At 58.9% G+C, this 17,609-nt stretch carries 23 protein-coding genes; 9 read left to right on the top strand and 14 right to left on the bottom strand.

Features of this window, described 5'->3' with window-relative positions:
- Positions 1 to 71: 71 nt before the first annotated feature.
- Complete coding sequence (locus QTL94_RS24225) at positions 72 to 1,580, top strand: UbiD family decarboxylase (RefSeq protein WP_065692385.1); 1,509 nt, start codon at positions 72 to 74, stop codon at positions 1,578 to 1,580.
- Positions 1,564 to 2,202 carry a UbiX family flavin prenyltransferase gene (locus QTL94_RS24220; protein WP_065692386.1) on the top strand — a complete coding sequence of 213 codons (639 nt, stop codon included), beginning with the start codon at positions 1,564 to 1,566 and terminating at the stop codon, positions 2,200 to 2,202. The genes QTL94_RS24225 and QTL94_RS24220 overlap by 17 nt, the downstream gene beginning before the upstream one ends.
- Here the strand turns inward: QTL94_RS24220 and QTL94_RS24215 are convergent.
- Positions 2,157 to 2,837: an NnrU family protein gene (locus QTL94_RS24215; protein WP_065692387.1), complete on the bottom strand. Its 681-nt coding sequence runs from the start codon at positions 2,835 to 2,837 to the stop codon at positions 2,157 to 2,159. The genes QTL94_RS24220 and QTL94_RS24215 overlap by 46 nt on opposite strands.
- Before the next feature lie 217 nt (positions 2,838 to 3,054).
- On the opposite strand from QTL94_RS24215, the gene QTL94_RS24210 reads away from it, so the two are divergent.
- The 4 genes from QTL94_RS24210 to QTL94_RS24195 all read left to right on the top strand — a co-directional run bounded on the left by QTL94_RS24210 (position 3,055) and on the right by QTL94_RS24195 (position 6,168).
- Positions 3,055 to 3,597: an iron transporter gene (locus tag QTL94_RS24210; protein ID WP_065692388.1), complete on the top strand. Its 543-nt coding sequence runs from the start codon at positions 3,055 to 3,057 to the stop codon at positions 3,595 to 3,597.
- Positions 3,597 to 3,938 (top strand): cupredoxin domain-containing protein, encoded by a 342-nt coding sequence (locus QTL94_RS24205; RefSeq protein ID WP_065692389.1) that lies wholly within the window; start codon positions 3,597 to 3,599, stop codon positions 3,936 to 3,938. Before QTL94_RS24210 ends, QTL94_RS24205 begins: the two co-directional genes overlap by 1 nt.
- Positions 3,935 to 4,789, top strand: a complete 855-nt coding sequence (locus tag QTL94_RS24200) for an FTR1 family protein (protein ID WP_065692390.1) — start codon at positions 3,935 to 3,937, stop codon at positions 4,787 to 4,789. The genes QTL94_RS24205 and QTL94_RS24200 overlap by 4 nt, the downstream gene beginning before the upstream one ends.
- 80 nt (positions 4,790 to 4,869) lie before the next feature.
- Positions 4,870 to 6,168, top strand: coding sequence for a 4Fe-4S binding protein (locus QTL94_RS24195; RefSeq protein WP_289803275.1), 1,299 nt, complete (start codon positions 4,870 to 4,872; stop codon positions 6,166 to 6,168).
- Between the two features lie 167 nt (positions 6,169 to 6,335).
- Here QTL94_RS24195 and QTL94_RS24190 read toward each other — a convergent pair whose 3' ends face one another.
- Positions 6,336 to 6,689, bottom strand: coding sequence for a YbaN family protein (locus tag QTL94_RS24190; RefSeq protein WP_065692392.1), 354 nt, complete (start codon positions 6,687 to 6,689; stop codon positions 6,336 to 6,338).
- A gap of 120 nt (positions 6,690 to 6,809) precedes the next feature.
- Here QTL94_RS24190 and QTL94_RS24185 point away from each other — a divergent pair, with 120 nt between their 5' ends.
- Positions 6,810 to 7,097: a hypothetical protein gene (locus tag QTL94_RS24185; protein WP_065692393.1), complete on the top strand. Its 288-nt coding sequence runs from the start codon at positions 6,810 to 6,812 to the stop codon at positions 7,095 to 7,097.
- A gap of 474 nt (positions 7,098 to 7,571) precedes the next feature.
- On the opposite strand, the gene QTL94_RS24180 is transcribed toward QTL94_RS24185, so the two are convergent.
- The 4 genes from QTL94_RS24180 to nirK form a co-directional block, all read right to left on the bottom strand.
- Complete coding sequence (locus tag QTL94_RS24180; protein WP_065692394.1) at positions 7,572 to 7,931, bottom strand: RrF2 family transcriptional regulator; 360 nt, start codon at positions 7,929 to 7,931, stop codon at positions 7,572 to 7,574.
- 11 nt (positions 7,932 to 7,942) lie between these two features.
- Complete coding sequence (locus QTL94_RS24175) at positions 7,943 to 8,638, bottom strand: Crp/Fnr family transcriptional regulator (protein ID WP_065692395.1); 696 nt, start codon at positions 8,636 to 8,638, stop codon at positions 7,943 to 7,945.
- On the bottom strand, positions 8,628 to 9,590 hold the full coding sequence (locus QTL94_RS24170) for an SUMF1/EgtB/PvdO family nonheme iron enzyme (RefSeq protein ID WP_065692396.1): 963 nt from the start codon (positions 9,588 to 9,590) through the stop codon (positions 8,628 to 8,630). Before QTL94_RS24170 ends, QTL94_RS24175 begins: the two co-directional genes overlap by 11 nt.
- Before the next feature lie 76 nt (positions 9,591 to 9,666).
- The gene (gene nirK, locus QTL94_RS24165) at positions 9,667 to 10,815 is read right to left on the bottom strand and encodes a copper-containing nitrite reductase (protein WP_289803274.1); all 1,149 of its coding nucleotides are present in this window, start codon (positions 10,813 to 10,815) and stop codon (positions 9,667 to 9,669) included.
- 201 nt (positions 10,816 to 11,016) lie between these two features.
- Here nirK and QTL94_RS24160 point away from each other — a divergent pair, with 201 nt between their 5' ends.
- Positions 11,017 to 12,231 (top strand): NnrS family protein, encoded by a 1,215-nt coding sequence (locus QTL94_RS24160; protein WP_065692420.1) that lies wholly within the window; start codon positions 11,017 to 11,019, stop codon positions 12,229 to 12,231.
- Between the two features lie 154 nt (positions 12,232 to 12,385).
- Here QTL94_RS24160 and QTL94_RS24155 read toward each other — a convergent pair whose 3' ends face one another.
- From QTL94_RS24155 to QTL94_RS24145, 3 genes are read right to left on the bottom strand one after another with little or no spacing between them, the layout of a single operon-like run.
- Positions 12,386 to 13,108 (bottom strand): RNA polymerase sigma factor, encoded by a 723-nt coding sequence (locus QTL94_RS24155; protein WP_065692398.1) that lies wholly within the window; start codon positions 13,106 to 13,108, stop codon positions 12,386 to 12,388.
- A gap of 34 nt (positions 13,109 to 13,142) precedes the next feature.
- The gene (locus QTL94_RS24150; protein ID WP_083199498.1) at positions 13,143 to 13,442 is read right to left on the bottom strand and encodes a cupredoxin domain-containing protein; all 300 of its coding nucleotides are present in this window, start codon (positions 13,440 to 13,442) and stop codon (positions 13,143 to 13,145) included.
- Between the two features lie 31 nt (positions 13,443 to 13,473).
- Positions 13,474 to 13,992: a DUF4142 domain-containing protein gene (locus QTL94_RS24145; protein ID WP_065692400.1), complete on the bottom strand. Its 519-nt coding sequence runs from the start codon at positions 13,990 to 13,992 to the stop codon at positions 13,474 to 13,476.
- Positions 13,993 to 14,261: 269 nt separating this feature from the next.
- On the opposite strand from QTL94_RS24145, the gene QTL94_RS24140 reads away from it, so the two are divergent.
- Positions 14,262 to 14,642 (top strand): LysE family translocator, encoded by a 381-nt coding sequence (locus tag QTL94_RS24140; RefSeq protein WP_244499520.1) that lies wholly within the window; start codon positions 14,262 to 14,264, stop codon positions 14,640 to 14,642.
- Positions 14,643 to 14,786: 144 nt separating this feature from the next.
- Here the strand turns inward: QTL94_RS24140 and QTL94_RS24135 are convergent, their stop codons facing one another.
- Genes QTL94_RS24135 through QTL94_RS24115 form a run of 5 tightly spaced genes read right to left on the bottom strand, consistent with a single transcriptional unit; the run spans position 14,787 to position 17,523 of the window.
- On the bottom strand, positions 14,787 to 15,041 hold the full coding sequence (locus QTL94_RS24135) for a DUF6522 family protein (RefSeq protein ID WP_065692401.1): 255 nt from the start codon (positions 15,039 to 15,041) through the stop codon (positions 14,787 to 14,789).
- Between the two features lie 11 nt (positions 15,042 to 15,052).
- On the bottom strand, positions 15,053 to 15,364 hold the full coding sequence (locus QTL94_RS24130) for a metal-sulfur cluster assembly factor (RefSeq protein WP_065692402.1): 312 nt from the start codon (positions 15,362 to 15,364) through the stop codon (positions 15,053 to 15,055).
- Positions 15,351 to 15,866 carry a DUF2249 domain-containing protein gene (locus QTL94_RS24125; protein WP_065692403.1) on the bottom strand — a complete coding sequence of 172 codons (516 nt, stop codon included), beginning with the start codon at positions 15,864 to 15,866 and terminating at the stop codon, positions 15,351 to 15,353. The genes QTL94_RS24130 and QTL94_RS24125 overlap by 14 nt, the downstream gene beginning before the upstream one ends.
- Positions 15,850 to 17,223: a hypothetical protein gene (locus QTL94_RS24120; protein WP_065692404.1), complete on the bottom strand. Its 1,374-nt coding sequence runs from the start codon at positions 17,221 to 17,223 to the stop codon at positions 15,850 to 15,852. The genes QTL94_RS24125 and QTL94_RS24120 overlap by 17 nt, the downstream gene beginning before the upstream one ends.
- A 15-nt stretch (positions 17,224 to 17,238) precedes the next feature.
- Complete coding sequence (locus QTL94_RS24115; protein ID WP_065692405.1) at positions 17,239 to 17,523, bottom strand: DUF2249 domain-containing protein; 285 nt, start codon at positions 17,521 to 17,523, stop codon at positions 17,239 to 17,241.
- Positions 17,524 to 17,609: the final 86 nt, after the last annotated feature.

Raw genomic sequence — 17,609 nt, 5'->3', positions numbered from 1 at the left:
GTTTCGTCCGCCGGTATGCTGTTTGATCCCGAACAAAGACGGGGACGGATTTGCAATGCCATTGCTGGCCGATGCTCAAAGACAACAGAAACATTCAACGACATGCCGACCTACAGAGTTTTCTCTCAGATCTCGCGACCCGAGGACTGCTGGTCGAGGTTGAAGAGCCCGTCTCGCTCGTTCACGAGGTCACGGCGCTTCATCGGACTGTCTTGCTCGAAGGCGGCCCAGCGCTGATGCTGAAGCGACCTGTCGATGTGGAAGGACGCATCTCCAATATCCCGGTGGTCGTCAATCTTTTCGGGACGAGGGAGCGGATCGAACTCGGCTTGGGGCTTGGTCCTGGTGGGTTATCACGTCTTGCGGAAGATCTTGCGGAACTGCAGCGGCCGACACCTCCGAGATCGCTTTGCGACGCCTGGGGCAAGCTTCCTCTTCTCAAGGCCGCTGCGTCGATGCGGCCGCGGTATTCAAGGAAGGCTCCGTGCCAGGAGGTCATCCTTCAAGGCGACGAGATCGATCTTGGGCGCCTACCCATTCAATGGTGCTGGCCCGGAGAGCCGGCGCCGCTCGTCACATGGCCGCTCGTCATAACCTGCAGCCCGGACGACCCCGACGACGTCAACGTCGGCATCTACCGTATGCAATTGCTTGACCATCGATCCCTCATTGTTCGCTGGCTGGCCCATCGCGGGGGCGCGAAGCACTTCAGGCAGTGGCAGCGGAAGGGGCTGGACATGCCGGTGGCGGTCGTCATCGGGGTGGATCCAGCGACGATCCTGGCGGGAGTCATTCCGCTTCCCGAGGGGATGAGCGAGCTGAATTTCTCGGGTCTGCTCCGCGGTTCAAGAACGCAAGTGACGCGGTGCAAAACGCACGCACTCAATGTGCCATCGAACGCTGAGATTGTTCTGGAAGGCTACGTCTCGAAGGATGCGACCGCGCCCGAGGGGCCGTATGGAGACCACACGGGCTACTATAACTCGGTCGAATCCTTCCCTGTGGTTCGCTTGAGTGCGATGACCAGCAGGCGTGCGCCCGTCTATCTAACTACGTATACGGGACGGCCACCGGACGAGCCGTCCGTCCTCGGAGAGGCGATGACCGAACTTTTCGTTCCGATCGCGAAACGGCAGTTTCCGGAGATCACCGACATTTGGCTTCCCCCGGAAGCCTGCTCCTATCGTGCGGCAGTCGTTGCTATCGACAAGCGATATCCGGGGCAGGCTCGTAGGGTGATGATGGGTCTGTGGTCGATGCTTCCGCAGTTCAACTATACGAAGCTAGTGATCGTCGTTGATTCCAGCATCTCCGTCCGCCGCTGGGACGACGTGCTGTGGGCAATCTCCACCCGTTTCGACGCGGGGCGCGATCTCGTAGTTCTCGAGAACACACCGATCGATTACCTCGACTTTGCATCGCCCAGAGCCGGACTTGGAACCAAGATGGGGATCGACGCGACGAACAAAATCGGCGGCGAAACCGAACGGGAATGGGGATTGGAACTTCATATGCCTGAAGAGCTGTCGCGGCGGGCGACCGAAATCTGGGAAAGGACGAGGCATGCATTCGCACGCTGACGGCCACGACGTCGTCGTGGGGGTGAGTGGTGCATCCGGCGCGGCTCTCGCCGTTGCTGTGGTGGATCGTCTAACGGCCGCCGGTATTAGGGTCCACATCGTCGTCACCGACGCCGCGAAGCGGACATTGGCACACGAGGCTGGGTCGGAGGCACACGGACGGCTGCTGCTCAAGGCATACCGTTGCTACGACGACCATGATATCGGCGCGGCAATCGCAAGCGGGTCGTTTCCCGTCGCCGGGATGATAGTGGCTCCATGCTCCATGAAGACGCTCGCGGCCGTAGCGACTGGCCTTTCGGAAAACCTCCTTGCTCGTGCCGCAGACGTCCAACTCAAGGAGCGCCGCCGCCTCGTGCTGCTCACGCGCGAGACGCCCCTTCACCTAGGCCACCTCAGGAACATGACGACCGTAACCGAGATGGGGGCGATCGTGATGCCGCCGGTACCTGCCTTCTACAATCGACCGAAGTTCGTCGAGGATATCATCGATCACCTAGCTGCTCGAGCGATCGATCTCCTTGGCTTGTCCCTGCCTCACCAGTCTCGGGCATGGAACGGAGAAGCGTCCTTTGATCAGCCGAAGATCGCGATTGGATCGGCACCGAAGAGCATCGCGTGACCACCTCCGAGCAGGAGCCAGCAGGCCAAGGCGGCGGTGACAGCGAAAGCGACGACCATGGCTCCGTCAATCGCAAGGCGGTGTCCCTTGGCCAATGCCGCGAATGGGATGATCCCCGTACTTTGCGAAAGAGCCGACCAGCGATCGCCTAAGCGTCGCCGGGCACGCTTTTCTGTCATAGGGATCGCCCCGAGAGCAAACAGAGCGAAGCCGCCGAACAGCAACAGGGACCGGAGATCTCCGTTTGCCACGATGTGCCCGGACGCCCAAATGGCAAAGCCCCAAAGGACCGGGTGTCTCGTTATGCGCGCAACCGCTCCAACTTCGTCGGAAGAACGGATAGTGATTGACAATGGGTTCCTGCTTAGGAGCCCTGCGACTACGAGAAAGCCTCCGAACGGTGCAAGGACAAAAGTCACGGCGGCTTGCCATGGCCGGAGATCCCAAAGCGGAATGTAGTCGAGGGAGAGCGCGGCTGAGAACAGCCACACGAGCGCGGCGACGGACGCTGCGGAATAGCCGACAAGGTACGCAGGCCGTCCAAGGCGGCCAATGATACCCGCACGCAGTGCCGGCAGCGCTGGGATTGAGTGTAGTAACAGGAAAGTTGCGAAGGCAGAGAGAAACGAGATCATTGAGGACTCCTTGGAGCTCCACCTAGCATCATCAGTAGATATGCAGTTTGATCGTCGTCAATTATCCCGCATCATGGAAGCCACGGGGTCGCACGAAGGGTCGGCTTGGTCTTCGCACGACGAAACGCCAGTCTTAGCTTCTTTGCGCCAGCGCAAAGAACGAACTCTTTCCCTTCTCTAAATATGATTTCATCACTCATCTTTAGGGGTTACTATTATGCTGCGCGTTCGTTCTCTCTGCCTTGCACCTGTCGCTCTTGCTGCCGTGCCGCTTGTCCTACATGCCGCAGAGTATCCGATAGGCGCACCTCAGGTAGCGGGGGGCATGGAAGTCGCCGCGGTGTACCTGCAGCCGATCGAGATGGACCCGCCCGGTATGATGCGGCCGGCAGCGGAATCCGACGTTCATCTCGAGGCGGACATTCACGCGACGAGTGAGAACGCGAACGGCTTTGCGGAAGGAGACTGGGTTCCCAACCTTCACGTCGAATACAAGCTGAAGAACCTCGACAACGGCGCTGAAGAGGTTGGCGCTCTCGAACCAATGGTTGCGAGCGATGGCCCGCACTACGGTGACAACGTCAAACTGTCGGGTCCCGGTCGCTACGTGGTCGAGATCACAGTTCACCCCGGCGGTCATGGCATGATGAGCTTTGGCCGACACGTCGACAAGGAAACCGGCGTTGCCCCATGGCCCGATGAATTTTCTCTCAACTACGACTTCGTTTTCGCGGGGGTTGGAAAGAAGGGTGGCTACTGATGCGCGCCGCCACGCCACTGACCGTCCTGTCATTGCTTTTTGCCTGCCTGGCATCCCCGGCGGTTGCTGAGGACGAAGACCCTGTTTACGCCGTGCACTTCAGCAATGGCGTGATATCTCCGTCTATCCTCGAAGTTCCTGCAGATACGCGGTTCAAGATCGAGCTTTACAACGACGGCTCGACGCCGATTGAGTTCGAGAGCATTCCCCTCCGAAAGGAAAAGGTGCTTGCTCCGGGAGCATCGAGCTTTCTCGTCTTCCGCTCGTTGCAAGCTGGCGACTACGCCTTCTTCGACGATTTCCACCTCGACATGCCGCCGGCCAGGCTGATCGCAAAATGACATCCCAAACCCTTCTTGAATCCTTCAGGATCGCCTCCGTCGTGTGGCGCGAATCCTTTGAAGCGCTGCTCGTTATCGCCATCCTACAGGCGTGGACGGTGCACGAGAACGTGGAGATCCGGCGGCGGGCAGCCAGGTCGATTACCGGCGGCGCGGCGATCGGAATGCTGGCCGCCGTCGGACTTGCCTATTTGATGGGCGAGGCTTCCGATTTTCTCAGCGGAGACCGCGAAGATGTCCTTCAACTCGTTCTGGCTGCGACGGCGTCCGTGCTTATGCTCCGCATGGTGTTCTGGATGCGAGGCTCGGCACGCGGAGCTTCAAGGGACATGAAATCACGCGCCGCGGGACTGGGCAGGACCGGCAACTGGACCGCCCTCGGCCTGCTCGCCGCACTTGCGGTCGCTAGAGAAGGCGCCGAGACTGTGGTCTTTCTGTTCGGGATGCTGTCCGGGTCGAGTCTGGAAAGCGCAGGTCTCATCGCTGGATCCGGCGCATTGGGGCTGGCGGCGGCGCTCATCACCCTGTTGGCCTTCCGGTCAGGTGCCTCCGCTTTTTCCAAAAAGGCAGTTTCGACATTCAGCCAGGTTCTGCTCTTGGTACTGGGAAGCGGCTTGTTGATGACCGCGGTGGACAAAGCCGTTTCACTTGATTTCGTCTCAACGATGACCTCTCCCCTGTGGGATACAGGCTGGCTCCTGGACGATGCGACCGGGCCCGGCGCGTTCATATCAGGGCTAACTGGCTACCGTGCCCGGCCTGAACTCCTTCCTCTGCTTGCTTTGGGCGTCTACTGGACGATGGCCTTGTTGGCATATGCTTCGCCCCTCGGTGACAAGGCCCACGCATGACCGCGGCGCGAAGTTTCAGGGGGAGGTTCGTCAGCGGATTGGGCGACGCCCTCCTGAGGCATCAGTCCGGGATCCGCCGAATGCAGTGGGTGATGGTCGCCGCCTACGTTGCGCTGCTCGTTGCTCCACTGACGCTTCCGCTGCCCGGAAGCAGCGACTACATCTGGAACAACCTGGCGCGTTTTGTCCAGTTTGTCTTCTGGGGTGTCTGGTGGCCTTTTGTCATCTTGGGAACGGCCCTGGTAGGTAGGTTTTGGTGCGGTCTGCTCTGCCCAGAAGGAGCGCTGTCGGAAATCGCAAGCGAGCGGGGAGCGGGCAGGGCGATTCCAAGCTGGATGAAATGGTCGGGGTGGCCGGTGGTTGCATTCATTTCGACGACTATCTACGGGCAGCTCACAAGCATCTACCAATATCCCAAACCTGCCGCTCTCCTATTGGGCGGATCGACGCTCGTGGCGATGGCAGTCGGAGCGCGCTATGGAAAGGCAAAACGGGTGTGGTGCAGGTTTCTGTGCCCGGTCAGCGGGGTCTTCGGCACCGTTTCGAAGATCGCCCCCTTGCATTTTCGGGTCGAGCCGGACGCCTGGAAGCGCTCGTCGAACGCAGACGCCGCTGGCGTGAACTGCGCGCCGCTCATCCCAATCAAGACCATGCAGGGGAGTTCGGCCTGCCATATGTGCGGACGCTGCAGTGGGCATCGAGGCGCGATCCGGCTCGCATGGCGCAAGCCGGCGGCGGACATTGTGTTCGGCTCCGGGAGGATGGCCGCTCGCTGGGACACCATCCTGATCGTGCCAGTACTTCTCGGACTGGTCCCCGCAGCCCTTCACTGGACAGCCAGTGACGCATTCCAAATCATCAGAATATGGCTGGTGGAACGGTGCGTCGACGTGGGCCTGACGTGGCCATTGTCGCTCCGACTCCCCTGGTGGATGCTCACCGACTATCCATCGGTCAACGACGTGATGAACGTCGTCGATGCCGCCAGCCTGCTGGGGCTTGTTGCTTTCGGAGCATTCATTTCTTCTATCCTGTTTTTGCTCCCGCTTGTGGCGGCGGCGGCAATCCTCCGCCGGACGGGCAAGCTCATCCATCACCTTGCCCAAGCGCTTATTCCGCTCGCGAGCTCTTCGCTATTTTGCGGCCTCCTCGCACTTACGACAAGTCAGCTCCGATCCGACGGCATCAACCTGCCCGGCGTCGACGCCGCTCGGGGAGCGCTAGTCATTCTCGCGGGGCTTTGGTCGGTGGAATTATTCTTCAGGATTTCGAGCGTCTACTGCAGGTCCCTACAACAGCGCATTGTGGCGACCGCACTTGTCGCAATAGCAATTGTCGTATTCTGCACAGCTTGGCTGCTTATGTTCTTAGGAACCTAATCGGGTTTAAGGCAGTCGGATCTTTCCGGCTGGCCTTCGGTCAATAGGCAATTTGTTCGCCACTGATTGAGCGGTGACAGGCGATGCCGCTCGACGCGATTTCTTGATTTCGATGATGAACGGCTTCTTCTTTTGCATGGTTTCTTTCTCTTCGAGATTATCCAGGGTTAGGCGGATGGGCGGGTAATGACGAATGCGGCGCATGCACTCAGTACCGCGGCAACGATTGCGAGCGGTAACGGGCCAGGGTCCAGCCACACCAGAACGCAAAGACTGCACGTCATTGCGACGACCGCTGATATCTTCGCACTTTGATTTATGGCCCTGCGATCGCGCCACGCCCTCACTGAAGGGCCTAAGGCAGGATGATCGACAAGCCAGGATTCGAACGTCGGCGAGACACGGGCGAATATGGCTGCTGAAAGGAGAAGGAACGGCGTCGTAGGCACGAGCGGGAGGAAGACGCCCACCACGCCGAACGCGATCGAGGTCCAAGCAATCGTCAATAGCAGTATTCGCATTGTCATCTCCAGCGTTACGCGGATCTTAGAGCTTCACAGCATCCACCTCTTTGATGCTGGTCAAAGACGATGCCGCGGACCGGTTTAGTGTGATCGGAACCAATTTTGATGGAGGTTGCAATGCTACCGAAGTTCGTTACAGCGTTTTTGAAATCGTCGGGCAACCAAGGCGTCGTGGTCATGGAACATGACGGGACACACCGCGTAATTGTCGTCGATCAGGAGGCGCTTCGTGAGATGTCCAACCCGCCTCGGGCCGATGAGACCCGACTTCAACAGAGCATTGGCGCGATTTGCGAAATCGCGACGACAAAGATTCTGAGAGGTGGTCGGTCTCCTCACTCGCGGATCGCGGTTTCCGCGTCCGACGTGGCGGCGTGGAAGCTTGATCAGTCGAAACTGCACTGAAGCACAGTCGCATTGAGGCGCGGAAGATCGATAGCACTCAACGTCGTTGGGGGCAGGATCAAATCCGCGTCCTGTTTGATGCATCGGGCGAACCTCCAGGCGGCTTATAACCTCCGATAAGATGGTGATCGGCTATTATGTCTTCTCGGGGCACGGAGTGCTCAATCTCTACAATTCCGGTGGTCGAGTAGCCTACATGCCGCCCAGCGGGAAAACGCAGAGCATCTTCCTTTCCAACGGCAGCGGATGGTGAGGAACGATCGGTTCGCTCAATGGTCAATGTGATCGGAATGACGAAAGCGTGCATTTTGCGGTTTGTTGCCGATAAATAGGATCTAGCACGCTAATCTCCGGCGTTATGGAACAGTTGACACAGACCTTATTGCAGTCCGATGACCCCCAGGCGTCTTGCAAGCATCGAGATGATCCTTCCAAACGACTTCGCGGATGCGGTGAGCAAGCGATGCCGTCTAATCAAAGGATGTCAGAAAGCGTCCTCGTCGCGAGATGATGGATATATGCTGACGCCGCCTCATCCTGTACCCGCCGCCAGCCGACCAGGACCTCGTCCCAGACCTGATTTGTCGTGCGGGAAGTGCCCAAACAATCGACAACGGCGCCGAGATCTATTGCCTCGGGAGCCAAGGCGAGCGTCAGGCCGCCTCGTCTCCCCCTCAAGCTGTGCAGGAAGCCACTTTTAACAAGCCGGTTTGCAGCCTTAGCGACATGGGCATGGGATGCGGCACAGGTCTCGGCCGTCTCCCGAATTGTCACCTTGTTTGGAGATCGATCCGCGGCCAGCACCAAGAGTCGAATTCCGAGATCCAGCAGCATGGACATATCCGTCAGTCCAGCTCCCCTTCTGCGAGCTTCAAAAGTCGCGGCGGGTCGGTGACGGTGAGCTTCTGACGCCCGCCCTCGACGATGCCTTTCGATTCCCAGGCGCTGAGGATTCGCGATACCGTATGAAGGGTGGTGCCGGTCATTTCGGCAATGTCCTGTCGCGATATCGGAAAGTCGATCCGGATCCCTTCCTGAACGGCTTTTCCCGCCTGCTTCGAAAGGCGCAGAACGGCGTGAGCGACGCGCTTCTCGACTTCTTCCGTGGACATCTCGCGAATGCGGGTATGTGCCTCTTCGAGGCGCTGTCCTATTGTCTGCATCGCGGTCATCGCCAATCGGGGGTTCTGTTCGACGAACCGCGACCACATTTCCGTAGGCCAGCCGATGATCAGGCTTTCGGCCGCTGCTCGGGCTGTACCAGGGTAGTCGTCTCGACGCAGAGCCATTGCGAAACCGAACAGATCACCGGGATGCACCATCCGCACGATTATCTGCTGTCCGTCCTGGGTGACCTGGGTGACCTTCAACCTCCCATGGATCAATAGAAAGAATGACTTGGCGTTTCCACCTTGTTCGAAGACGGCGTCGCCTTGAGGGACCCTCCGAGGTGTCGCGTGTTCGAGCATCGAATCCAAATCAGGATCCGTCATGCGCTCGAAGAGCGGCAACGACTTCAGTACTGCGCGGTCAACCTTCATTGGTGCCAGTCTCCATCTGCGCCTCTTTCGGCCGGCCGACGAGATCGGCCACGGCTCTTCTTGCGAAGTCCGTAACGCTTTCGATGAGCGTCGGGTCACGGACAAGCCGGAATCCCAGATTATCCGGTGGCGCGCCAACCGAGCATCCGCCCCCCTTGGGATTGCGAACGAAATTGCTCATAGGTGCGCGGTGTTTTCCGGAAGCAATGAAGATGCCGCAGTCCACACTAGACGGCTTTTCCTTGATTGCACCTTGATCAAGATCAACTCGAGTATTGCAGGTCGATGTCCACTCCCAAATATTGCCGCCAAAGTCGACGAGACCGGTCTTACTGACGCCGAACGAGCCTCGCGGCTGCGGACGCGGGTTCACCGAGGCCGCCCGACGGGCTTCTCGTTCGTAGTCGGCGAGCCAACGGACCGCGGGGTTCTTCTCGTCGTCGGCAACTCCGAGAGCGTCGTCCGGGAAGCGGTCGTCGGCAGCGTACGCGAGTTCAAAGTCCGTAGGCAACCTCCAGGTTTGCCCAGTCCGGTTCGATAGCCAGGCGGCGTATCGAACCGCGTCGTCGTGGCTAACGCCCGTCAAAGGCATTTCGGCCGCTGCTCCGCCTTCCGGCTCGTCGGCAGGGATACAGGCGCCTTCATCGACGCAACGACGATATTCGCCGCGCGTGGTCTGGAACTTCATGATTTTCAGTGGCGTCTGGATGTCGATATTCTTGAGAGGCGCGTCCAACGCCAAACCCTTGCGGAAGTATTCCGCCGAGTCCCGATAGGCGAATGTTCTGGGTGTCACCACGACCGATTCCGGCTCATCAAGCGGAGGAGCCGCGGTCTTGAACGAGACCCATCCAGCCTCGACCGCAACCGCTCCCGACAGCACCATGAGCAGGGCCAGCGGAATGGCGATCGAAATGCCCGAAATCTTGTCAGTTCCAGCCGTACCGGTCATGCTTCAAACGCAGTGCGCGCCTCTCGTCAAAAACAGGTTGGTGCGCGGTTTGCACCGCGCACCACACCACTTCATGTCAGGTGCCCGACGGCGCTCTGACCGACGTCATGAGATCGTCGTTCCAGTCGCCGGTGACCTTGAAGTGGGCCGCCGCTCCCAGCTCGAATGCCTCGATAAGGTTATGGTTGACGTAGGCGTAGATACCGGGCTGCGCGAAGGTGTAGATCGCAGCCCCGGCCGTGCCGCCCGGAATGAACCAAGTTTCCTGGTCGACGTCCGGCACGTTGGCGAACTTGCCGGTCGCCCACACGTATTCCCCGTGGCCACCGATCAGATGGGGACGAGTGTCTCGATTGGCTTGCGAATGGATGACCAACACAGTTTCGCCGACCTTGGCGGTCATGGCGTTTTCTCCGGTCAGGGCGCCGACCGCACCGTTGAAGACGATGTGCGTGGGAACGAGCTTCTTCATGACCTCGACGGTATCTTCATACGCCTCGCCGGGGCTGTCGTACTTCTTAAATTTCCCCTTCTCGTCGCGAGGAATGTAGAAGTCCTGCTCGCCGACGTAGTAGACCTTGTCGTAGACGAGCGGCTTGCCATGGCCGTCGGTCAGGCCTTCGCGAGGCAGGACCATGATGGCGCCGTTCATGCCCGACGTCACGTGCCATGGGACCATTCCGGGAGGTGCGCAATGATAGACGAACACGCCGGCCTTGGTCGCCTTGAAGCGTAGCACAGTGTTTTCGCCGGGGTTGATCACTGTCAGCGCACCGCCGCCAAGGCCGCCGGTGGCGGCGTGGAAGTCGATGTTGTGCTGCATGGTATTGGTTTCGGGATTGATGAGGGTAAGCTCGACGTAGTCGTCCTGATGAACCACCATCAACGGCCCTGGAACCGATCCGTCGAAAGTCATAGCGTTGACCTCGGTCCCGTCCTTGTCCAGCACCATCTTCTGTTCCTTGATGGTGAGCGTGAACTCTTTGATCTTCGGGCCGCCCTTGGCCTTTTGATCATGGACGTGGACAAAAGGCGGCTTCACCAGTTCGACCTTCTCGCGAGGGAGCTTCGAAATGTCGACCGGCGGCTTCTTGGCACCTTTTGGAGCGGTGTGGTCGTCTTCCGCATGAGCAGCGGTGCCAGCGACCAGGATGGGCGTCAGTGCGCCTGCCACGGCTGCGCCAGTCAGCATTGTGCGTCGGGTCATCTGAAGAGTATTGTTCATTTCCCTATCTCCTATAGTCGAGAGCGAGCGAACCCCGCCCGGTCGAAGAGGAGAGTAGTAAAACGCGTGGGAAGCTCTTTGAGTTGGAGCAAACTTGCTGTTTGCTGCAGCGCAAAGTGACCGGCCGGCTATTTGCGTAATCTCAACGACCTGTGCCGCAAATAACGGCATTACTGCATGATCAACTTCGGAGACACGATCATGCAGAACAAAAAGAATGACAGCGCCAACGCTCCCCGCGGAATGTCTCGTGAAGGCCTCGTCATCTTCTCTTACGGCTTCAGGCCATTCTTTCTGGCCGCCGCGATCTGGGCGATCATCAGCATCGACATATGGGCTGCCTTCCTGACCCTCGGACTACCGGTCGCGACAGACTACGGCCCACTCTACTGGCACGCGCATGAAATGCTGTTTGGCTTCGCACCCGCGATTTTGGCAGGCTTTCTCCTTACTGCCATTCCCAATTGGACGGGACGTCTACCTATCGCTGGCCGGCCCCTCATGTGCCTGTTCGCGCTCTGGTCTTTAGGTCGCATCGCGATGCTCTGCTCCGGGGTGATCGGCGTCGCGCCGACCGCGGCGATTGACGCGCTCTTTCTGCCTGCGATGTTGGTCTTGTCCGCCCGAGAAGTGGTGGCGGGTAAGAAATGGAAAGACCTCAAGGTGGTTGCTGGACTCGTCGTGCTTTCTGCCGCCAACATTCTGTTTCATATTCAGGCGATCGTCGGCAATGGCCCGGATGTCTCCATCCGGCTTGGATTGGGCGCCTACGTTCTGCTAGTCACGATAGTGGGCGGCCGGATCCTTCCCAGTTTCACTCGGAACTGGATAAACCAGTTCGGCCGAACGGACTTTCCGGTTCCCTACAATCGTTTTGACGCGACGAGCATCATCATGGGCGCGATATCACTTGCGATCTGGTCGTTCGCACCTGAGTCTTTCGTAAGCGGCGCGCTCGGGTTACTTGCCGCCGGGCTTAACATGGCACGACTTGTGCGCTGGCGCGGTTGGACGACATGGCCTGAGCCAATCGTCTTCATCCTGCACGCCGCGTTCGCATTCGTTCCACTTGGCTTTGCCGCAATCGCTCTTGAGGCGGTGGGACTGCCTGAGCTTGTAGTCCTTCATGTCTTCGCGATCGGCGGCGTGTCGTTGATGATGCTGGCAGTGATGACGCGCGCTAGCCGCGGCCACACAGGGCGAAAGCTGAAGGCAGGTCTGATAACAAACGTATCCTACTTTTTGCTCGCAGCGGTCGCTCTCGTGAGACCCACGGCCGAACTTCTTCCGGGCTACGGCGGCGTTATCGTGTTGCTCGCGGCAATCGGTTGGACTGCGGCGTTCGGCCTGTTCGTCTACGAGCATACCGGGATGCTCTGCATGGGGCGGAAGCCGCTGACAATCCGCGGAAGCTGATCTGGGTCTTCATCAGGGATGGTTGAAGCGCGGCTGACACTCTCGTGAAACGATTCCCACAGCAGGCCCTGCGTTAGCGATTGTGGCGCTGGGCTTTAGCCTTGAGCCATTTCGGTCACGTATGGTGATGGCTCGTTCAGATCGGAGATGTGCGTCACCAGCGTTGTTTGCCGGTTGTTTTGAGTTGCTCGACGATCCGGTCGGCCATCCCTGCGCAACGCGCGCCATCAAACGGGAAGATCGAGGAGAATGAGCCGGAGAGCTGTTTCTCGATCGCAAGCCGCATCATGTTCCTGGCGCGATGCAGCCGCGTCTTGGCTGTGGCGATCTTGATCCCCAGGTGGGATGCCGCTTCTTCCGTGCTGAGACCCTCTACATCGCGCAGAACGAAAATCACACGGAGGTCATTGGGCAGTTCGTCGACCGCATGCTCAAGCAAGCGCCGGGTCTCGCTGCGAGCGAACTCTGCCTCGGGGTCGGCGGTTGTCAGCGAGGTTGGGAACGGCAGGACCTCGCCACATCCTGGTCTCGCTGTCATGTCGATTTCCTCCAAACCGACGTCGGCTCGTCGACGGCGTACTCTTCCCACTGCCTCGTTGATAACGATCCGGGTGAGCCAGGTTGAAAGTTGCGCATCGCCGCGGAAGGCATCGAGGTGGGTGAATGCTTGAACGTAGGCCGCCTGGACCACGTCCTCCGCCTCTGCATCGTTGCCAACCACCGCGCGTGCGGATCGGAACAAGCGGCGGTTATGTCGCTGAACGACGATCCGCACGGCCGTCTCGTCGCCCGCTCGAACGTGAGCAAGGAGATCGGCGTCAGGAAGCTGCAGCATGTCCGCCAGGAAACCCGATGCTTTAACCGAAATGCCAACCATGCTTGCTCCAGTAATCTCAGCTTCTCGACGCATCCTAAGGCTGGACGTCGAGCGTCCCGGTCATCATCGGGTGGAATCGGCAGTAGAAGTCCACGTGGCCTGCCTGCTTTACGGTCATGCGTTGCTCCGCTTTCGGAGGGAGATCGATGTCGAAGCTCTTATCTCGCGCAGTCGCGCTATGAAGGAACATATCATCATTCCGCCACGTGACGACATCGCCAACATGCAGCGTCGGAACGGCGCCAAAATGCATCTTGGCGATTGAAACCTCATAGTTGGCAGCAGACGCGGATAGAAAGCTGCCACTCACCATGAAAACAGAGAGGATAGGCATCGAAATCCACGACGACTGGGCCATGGCGAGCCTACTTGATCATCGATGCAAGATGCTCGGCGTGGGTCTGATGTTCCTTGAACAGCGCCAGACCCGTCTGCAAGAGCGATTTCAACTCGGCGTTCTGCGCGGACGGGATCAACTGCATCTCGAGCGCACTGTTGACCTGTTTGTGATACGCGACTTCGTTGTCGACATAAGCCTTGTCGAACGCCGCCCCGTGAAGCTTGGATAGCGTCTTGAGTTCCGTCTTGGCGGCAGACGCCAGAGACTTGCTGGTGGCATTTTCCTCAGGCTTAACCTTCAATTTCTTAAGAAGCGCGAGCGCCTGCTGATTTACGGCCTCGTGGTCTCGCTCCATCGTTTCGGCGAATTGGCGGACCTCGGCGTTTTTGCTCTTCTCAAGAGCCTGCTTTGCAGCGGCGACGTCGATCTCGCCCGCCGTGTAGGCGATGTGGGCGATCTGCGGATCCGTGGGGGCGTCGGCGGCATAAGTTGCGGTCGAAAGAGCGGTTGCCAGTGCGGTAGCAGTCAAGAATCTCGAGAACATCACGGTCTCCTTTGTCTGTGAATTCGGATGCCGATTCTCATCGGATGCAGCATTGGATGCTGGTGTTGGCAAAAGGTTCCAGAGATTGTGGAAAAAGTGTAGCTCAGTGTGAACACAACGAGAGCACAGCTTAGTAGGGACGATGTGGCATCGAGTGATCGTCATCGTTGGAGGTCGTTCGGCGGGACTCGCCCGTGCAGCCGAGCGTGTGCTCGGGGCCGTGCACCGATCATTCTGGAGAGCCCCGAGCTCCCACCGGCATCATGGCCATGGAATGTCCGGTTGGCGCAAAGGCAGCCTGCCGGCGCAACAAAGGAGCGTGGCCGCTTTTGATAGTGGGTTCACTTGATCGCCGCAACACACTCGGCAAATCTCTCTTGTTCATGTTCACGTTTTTGCCGCTGTTTGTCGATCCCAATGCAGGTCCGGTCTGGTTGCAGCTTCTTGTTCTGGGTTCGATACAAAAGCTGATCGGCGTGTTCTCGTTGGGCGGCGTCGCCTTGGCGTCTGGATCGGTTGGCCACTTCCTCAATCGCTGGCCTAAGCTCTTGGCATGGCAGGAGCGTTTTACTGGCATTGTAATGGTAGGCCTTGGCATTAGACTTCTGTTGTCGGGCTCCCCATCGCCCGCGCCATCTGCAGCAAAGTAAAGCCAGTTCACCACGTCTAGTTGGCGGTGTTCGAGCATCATGCCGCGTCAAACGCCGACGAAAAATAAACCGAACAATCAAAGTAGGAAAAATGCGGAAAACGCCATCTTCAGGGACCCGCTAACATCAAACTTCGGATAGTCGCTACTTCATTGCGCAGAACACCATCCGCTCGCTAAGCTTGGTTCCGTCTTCAGTGACCACTGCGACCCAGGATCGATTGCCGATGCGCACCGTCAGTCGTGTTCTGCCCGCATCGTCGCCTTGACCTTGCTCAACCAAGCTGCGCACGAAGCCCTGCTGCATCTGACGCCGGAGGGTCTCGGTCGGCAAGCCGAACCGGTTAGCTAGGAAGTCGGCGTCTACGGTAAAATCCTTCATCTCGACCTGATCGGGCATCACATTCCTCCTCATTTGGTGGAGGAGCCAAACGAAAACAGCTCCGCCATTTCGGGTGACCAAGCCGGTTCGTAGACGAGCTCCACAGTAGTCTGCGACACACCTTCCAACGACTCTACCCGCGTCTTAACCGCATCTGCCAGAAAGGCAGAGGCGGGACAGAAGCGAGTGGTCGTGGTCATCTTGACGATGACCGCCCGATCGACATCGATGCTGACGTCGTATATCAAGCCGAGATCCACTATGTTCGTTCCGATCTCGGGGTCTTCGATGTCTCGGAGAGCATCACGCACCACGTCGGAGGTTATCTCAGGTTTTGGCATTGGCCCCGTCCCGCGGCGTGCAACGGATCATGATACGGTAGATCTTGCCCGTCTCGTCGAAGTTACCGATCCATTCATGACCGCGCTCCTTCAGTTCGTTGAATAGAAAGACGGGTTCTCGGTTGAGCAGCGCAAACAGCACTTCTCCGCTGTCCATCATTTCGAGCCTCGCGAGTATTCGCTCCATTGGCTCTGGCGGCGGAAGGTCGGTGAGGTCCAGATTCCAAACAGGCTCAGGCCATAGCGCGTCGGGTGCCGAGGCCTCTTCGGCCGCGCCCTTTGGGACAAAATCTATCTCCCAATCGTCATCAGCGATGCGCCGGGCGGTATGTTCGAAGCCGCGGTCCGTGAGCTGGCGGATTAGCGGCCGGGGCTCGAAAATCGCATGTAGGCGGACGCCCTCACCAGGCTGCAGGCTGGCAAAAGTATCCATGATCAGTTGGAACGGCATGCCTCCGTCGCGGAGAATCTGTCGTACGTCGAGTTCACGAAGCTGAACCATTGGCGTCACCTCTGTGGTTGCCGGCGAAGAAGAAGGCCGGGTGTTTGAATGGACTTTTCTTTGTATCTGCGTCGACGCACGCCAAGGATCGCGAAAGTGCGAGTTCCAGGACGATGGCGCCTGTCGAGAGAGTTTGAGCGAAGGCGGCGATGCGGAAAACGCCGTCTTGAGCAAAGAGAATCGCAGCAGCCGATACCACGACGGCGCCGTAGAACACTGTGAACCAGACCGAGGCGCGGCTGCCGCTGATGAGATCCGCCAGCTTCGGCGTCGGGCGACGTCCCAGAAGCGGCCCGAAAGCCTCGATCCATGTCAGGAAAGGCACGATCTTCAAGAGCTGAGCGAGTCCAAGTCCGGTCAGCCAGCCAAAGACGAACAGATAGGCCAGCGACACGAAGATCTTGTCGTCGGCGCCTGCCATCATGGCGATAGGGAAAGCCGCCGCGCTTACGCTGAACATGGCAAAGGCAGGAAGCGACCAAAAGGTGTTCACCTCGAGCACCTTCCGTCGCCGGGTCTTATAGGCATGCACCAGCTCGACGATGTAGGCGCCGACCGCCAGCAGAAAGAAGGGAGTGGCGAGAAGTCCCAGGGTGCGGGCGAAAGGGGCGTCAATAACAAGCGTGCCAGCGGAAAGCGCGAGCAGGACAACGACCGCGATACTGCTGCGGCGGAGCGTCTTCGACTGCTTCATGTCATCGGAGAGCAGGAACATCGGCAGAAGTTTGTAGCTTACGCCCACCGCAGCAAAGGTCATCCAGCCTACGAGGCCGAAGCCGGCATGCAGTGGCACTGCCGCCAAAACGTAGGTGACAAGCGAAGGCACGCCCACCGCCCCTGAAACCACCAGCGCGAACAGCGATCCCAGGCCTACAGTGGCTGCGAGACTCGCAATCCCGATGAGGACGTACGGCGAGGCCTCATGGGCCCGCCGGCCGCGCCAGAGCAAAAGAAAGAGCACCGACGCGGTCGACAAAATTGATGGGACAAGTACTGCGACTGCTCCGGTCATTGCCGGGCCGGCAAATTGGGAACCGGAATCGATGAGATAGAAACCCGAAAGCAGCAAGACCAAGCCGACTACGATGCCGCAGAGCACGAGCAGGTCGAGGTTGCCTTTAGGCAGATCCAGACCTGTCAGGACAGGTCCGAATTGCAGAAGCGCGCCAATCATCAGCAATAGGAGCCAGCCGATGGTGGTTGAATGCACGATGATGAGAGCACGGGGCTCTGCAACGTTGAGAGACGGCGCCCAGCAACCTGCCGCTAACAGACCCTCCGAAAGCAGCAGAAAGAAGAGCGCCGCTGCGAAGTAGGACATCGTCCACCGCGACAGGCTCGTCCCCATGGGCATCATCGCGCTTCTCCTTTCCTAGTGGCTTCCGCAGCAGCAGTCGCAGCCGGCGTCAAGACGGATAATTTCGACCCGCCAGACGTCCGGCCCCTGTTCGAGATACTCCCAGGAAAACTTGCCAGGTAACGCGGTTTCGAGCTGGTACTGAAGCGGCCGCGGTTCATGGTCGCTCGTGATGTGCAGCAGATCGCCCGGTGTCAGTGTATGCAGAGTGCCAAAGATCCGAGGGTGACGTTCGCTAGGTGGTAGGATGCGAACGTCGATATGGGGGATGCCGGTGGATTGATCTGATATCTCGGACATGAAACTGAATCTTCCTTTCGATGGCCGCTTTAGGGTTAGTTGACGGACGGCGGCACGCCACGATGTCGGATCGGACGATAGCCGCC

The organism is Rhizobium sp. S96 (assembly GCF_030382195.1).
GTDB lineage: Bacteria > Pseudomonadota > Alphaproteobacteria > Rhizobiales > Rhizobiaceae > Rhizobium.
Note: the sequence above shows the minus strand (reverse complement) of the source record. Positions and strands in the feature narration are given on the sequence as shown.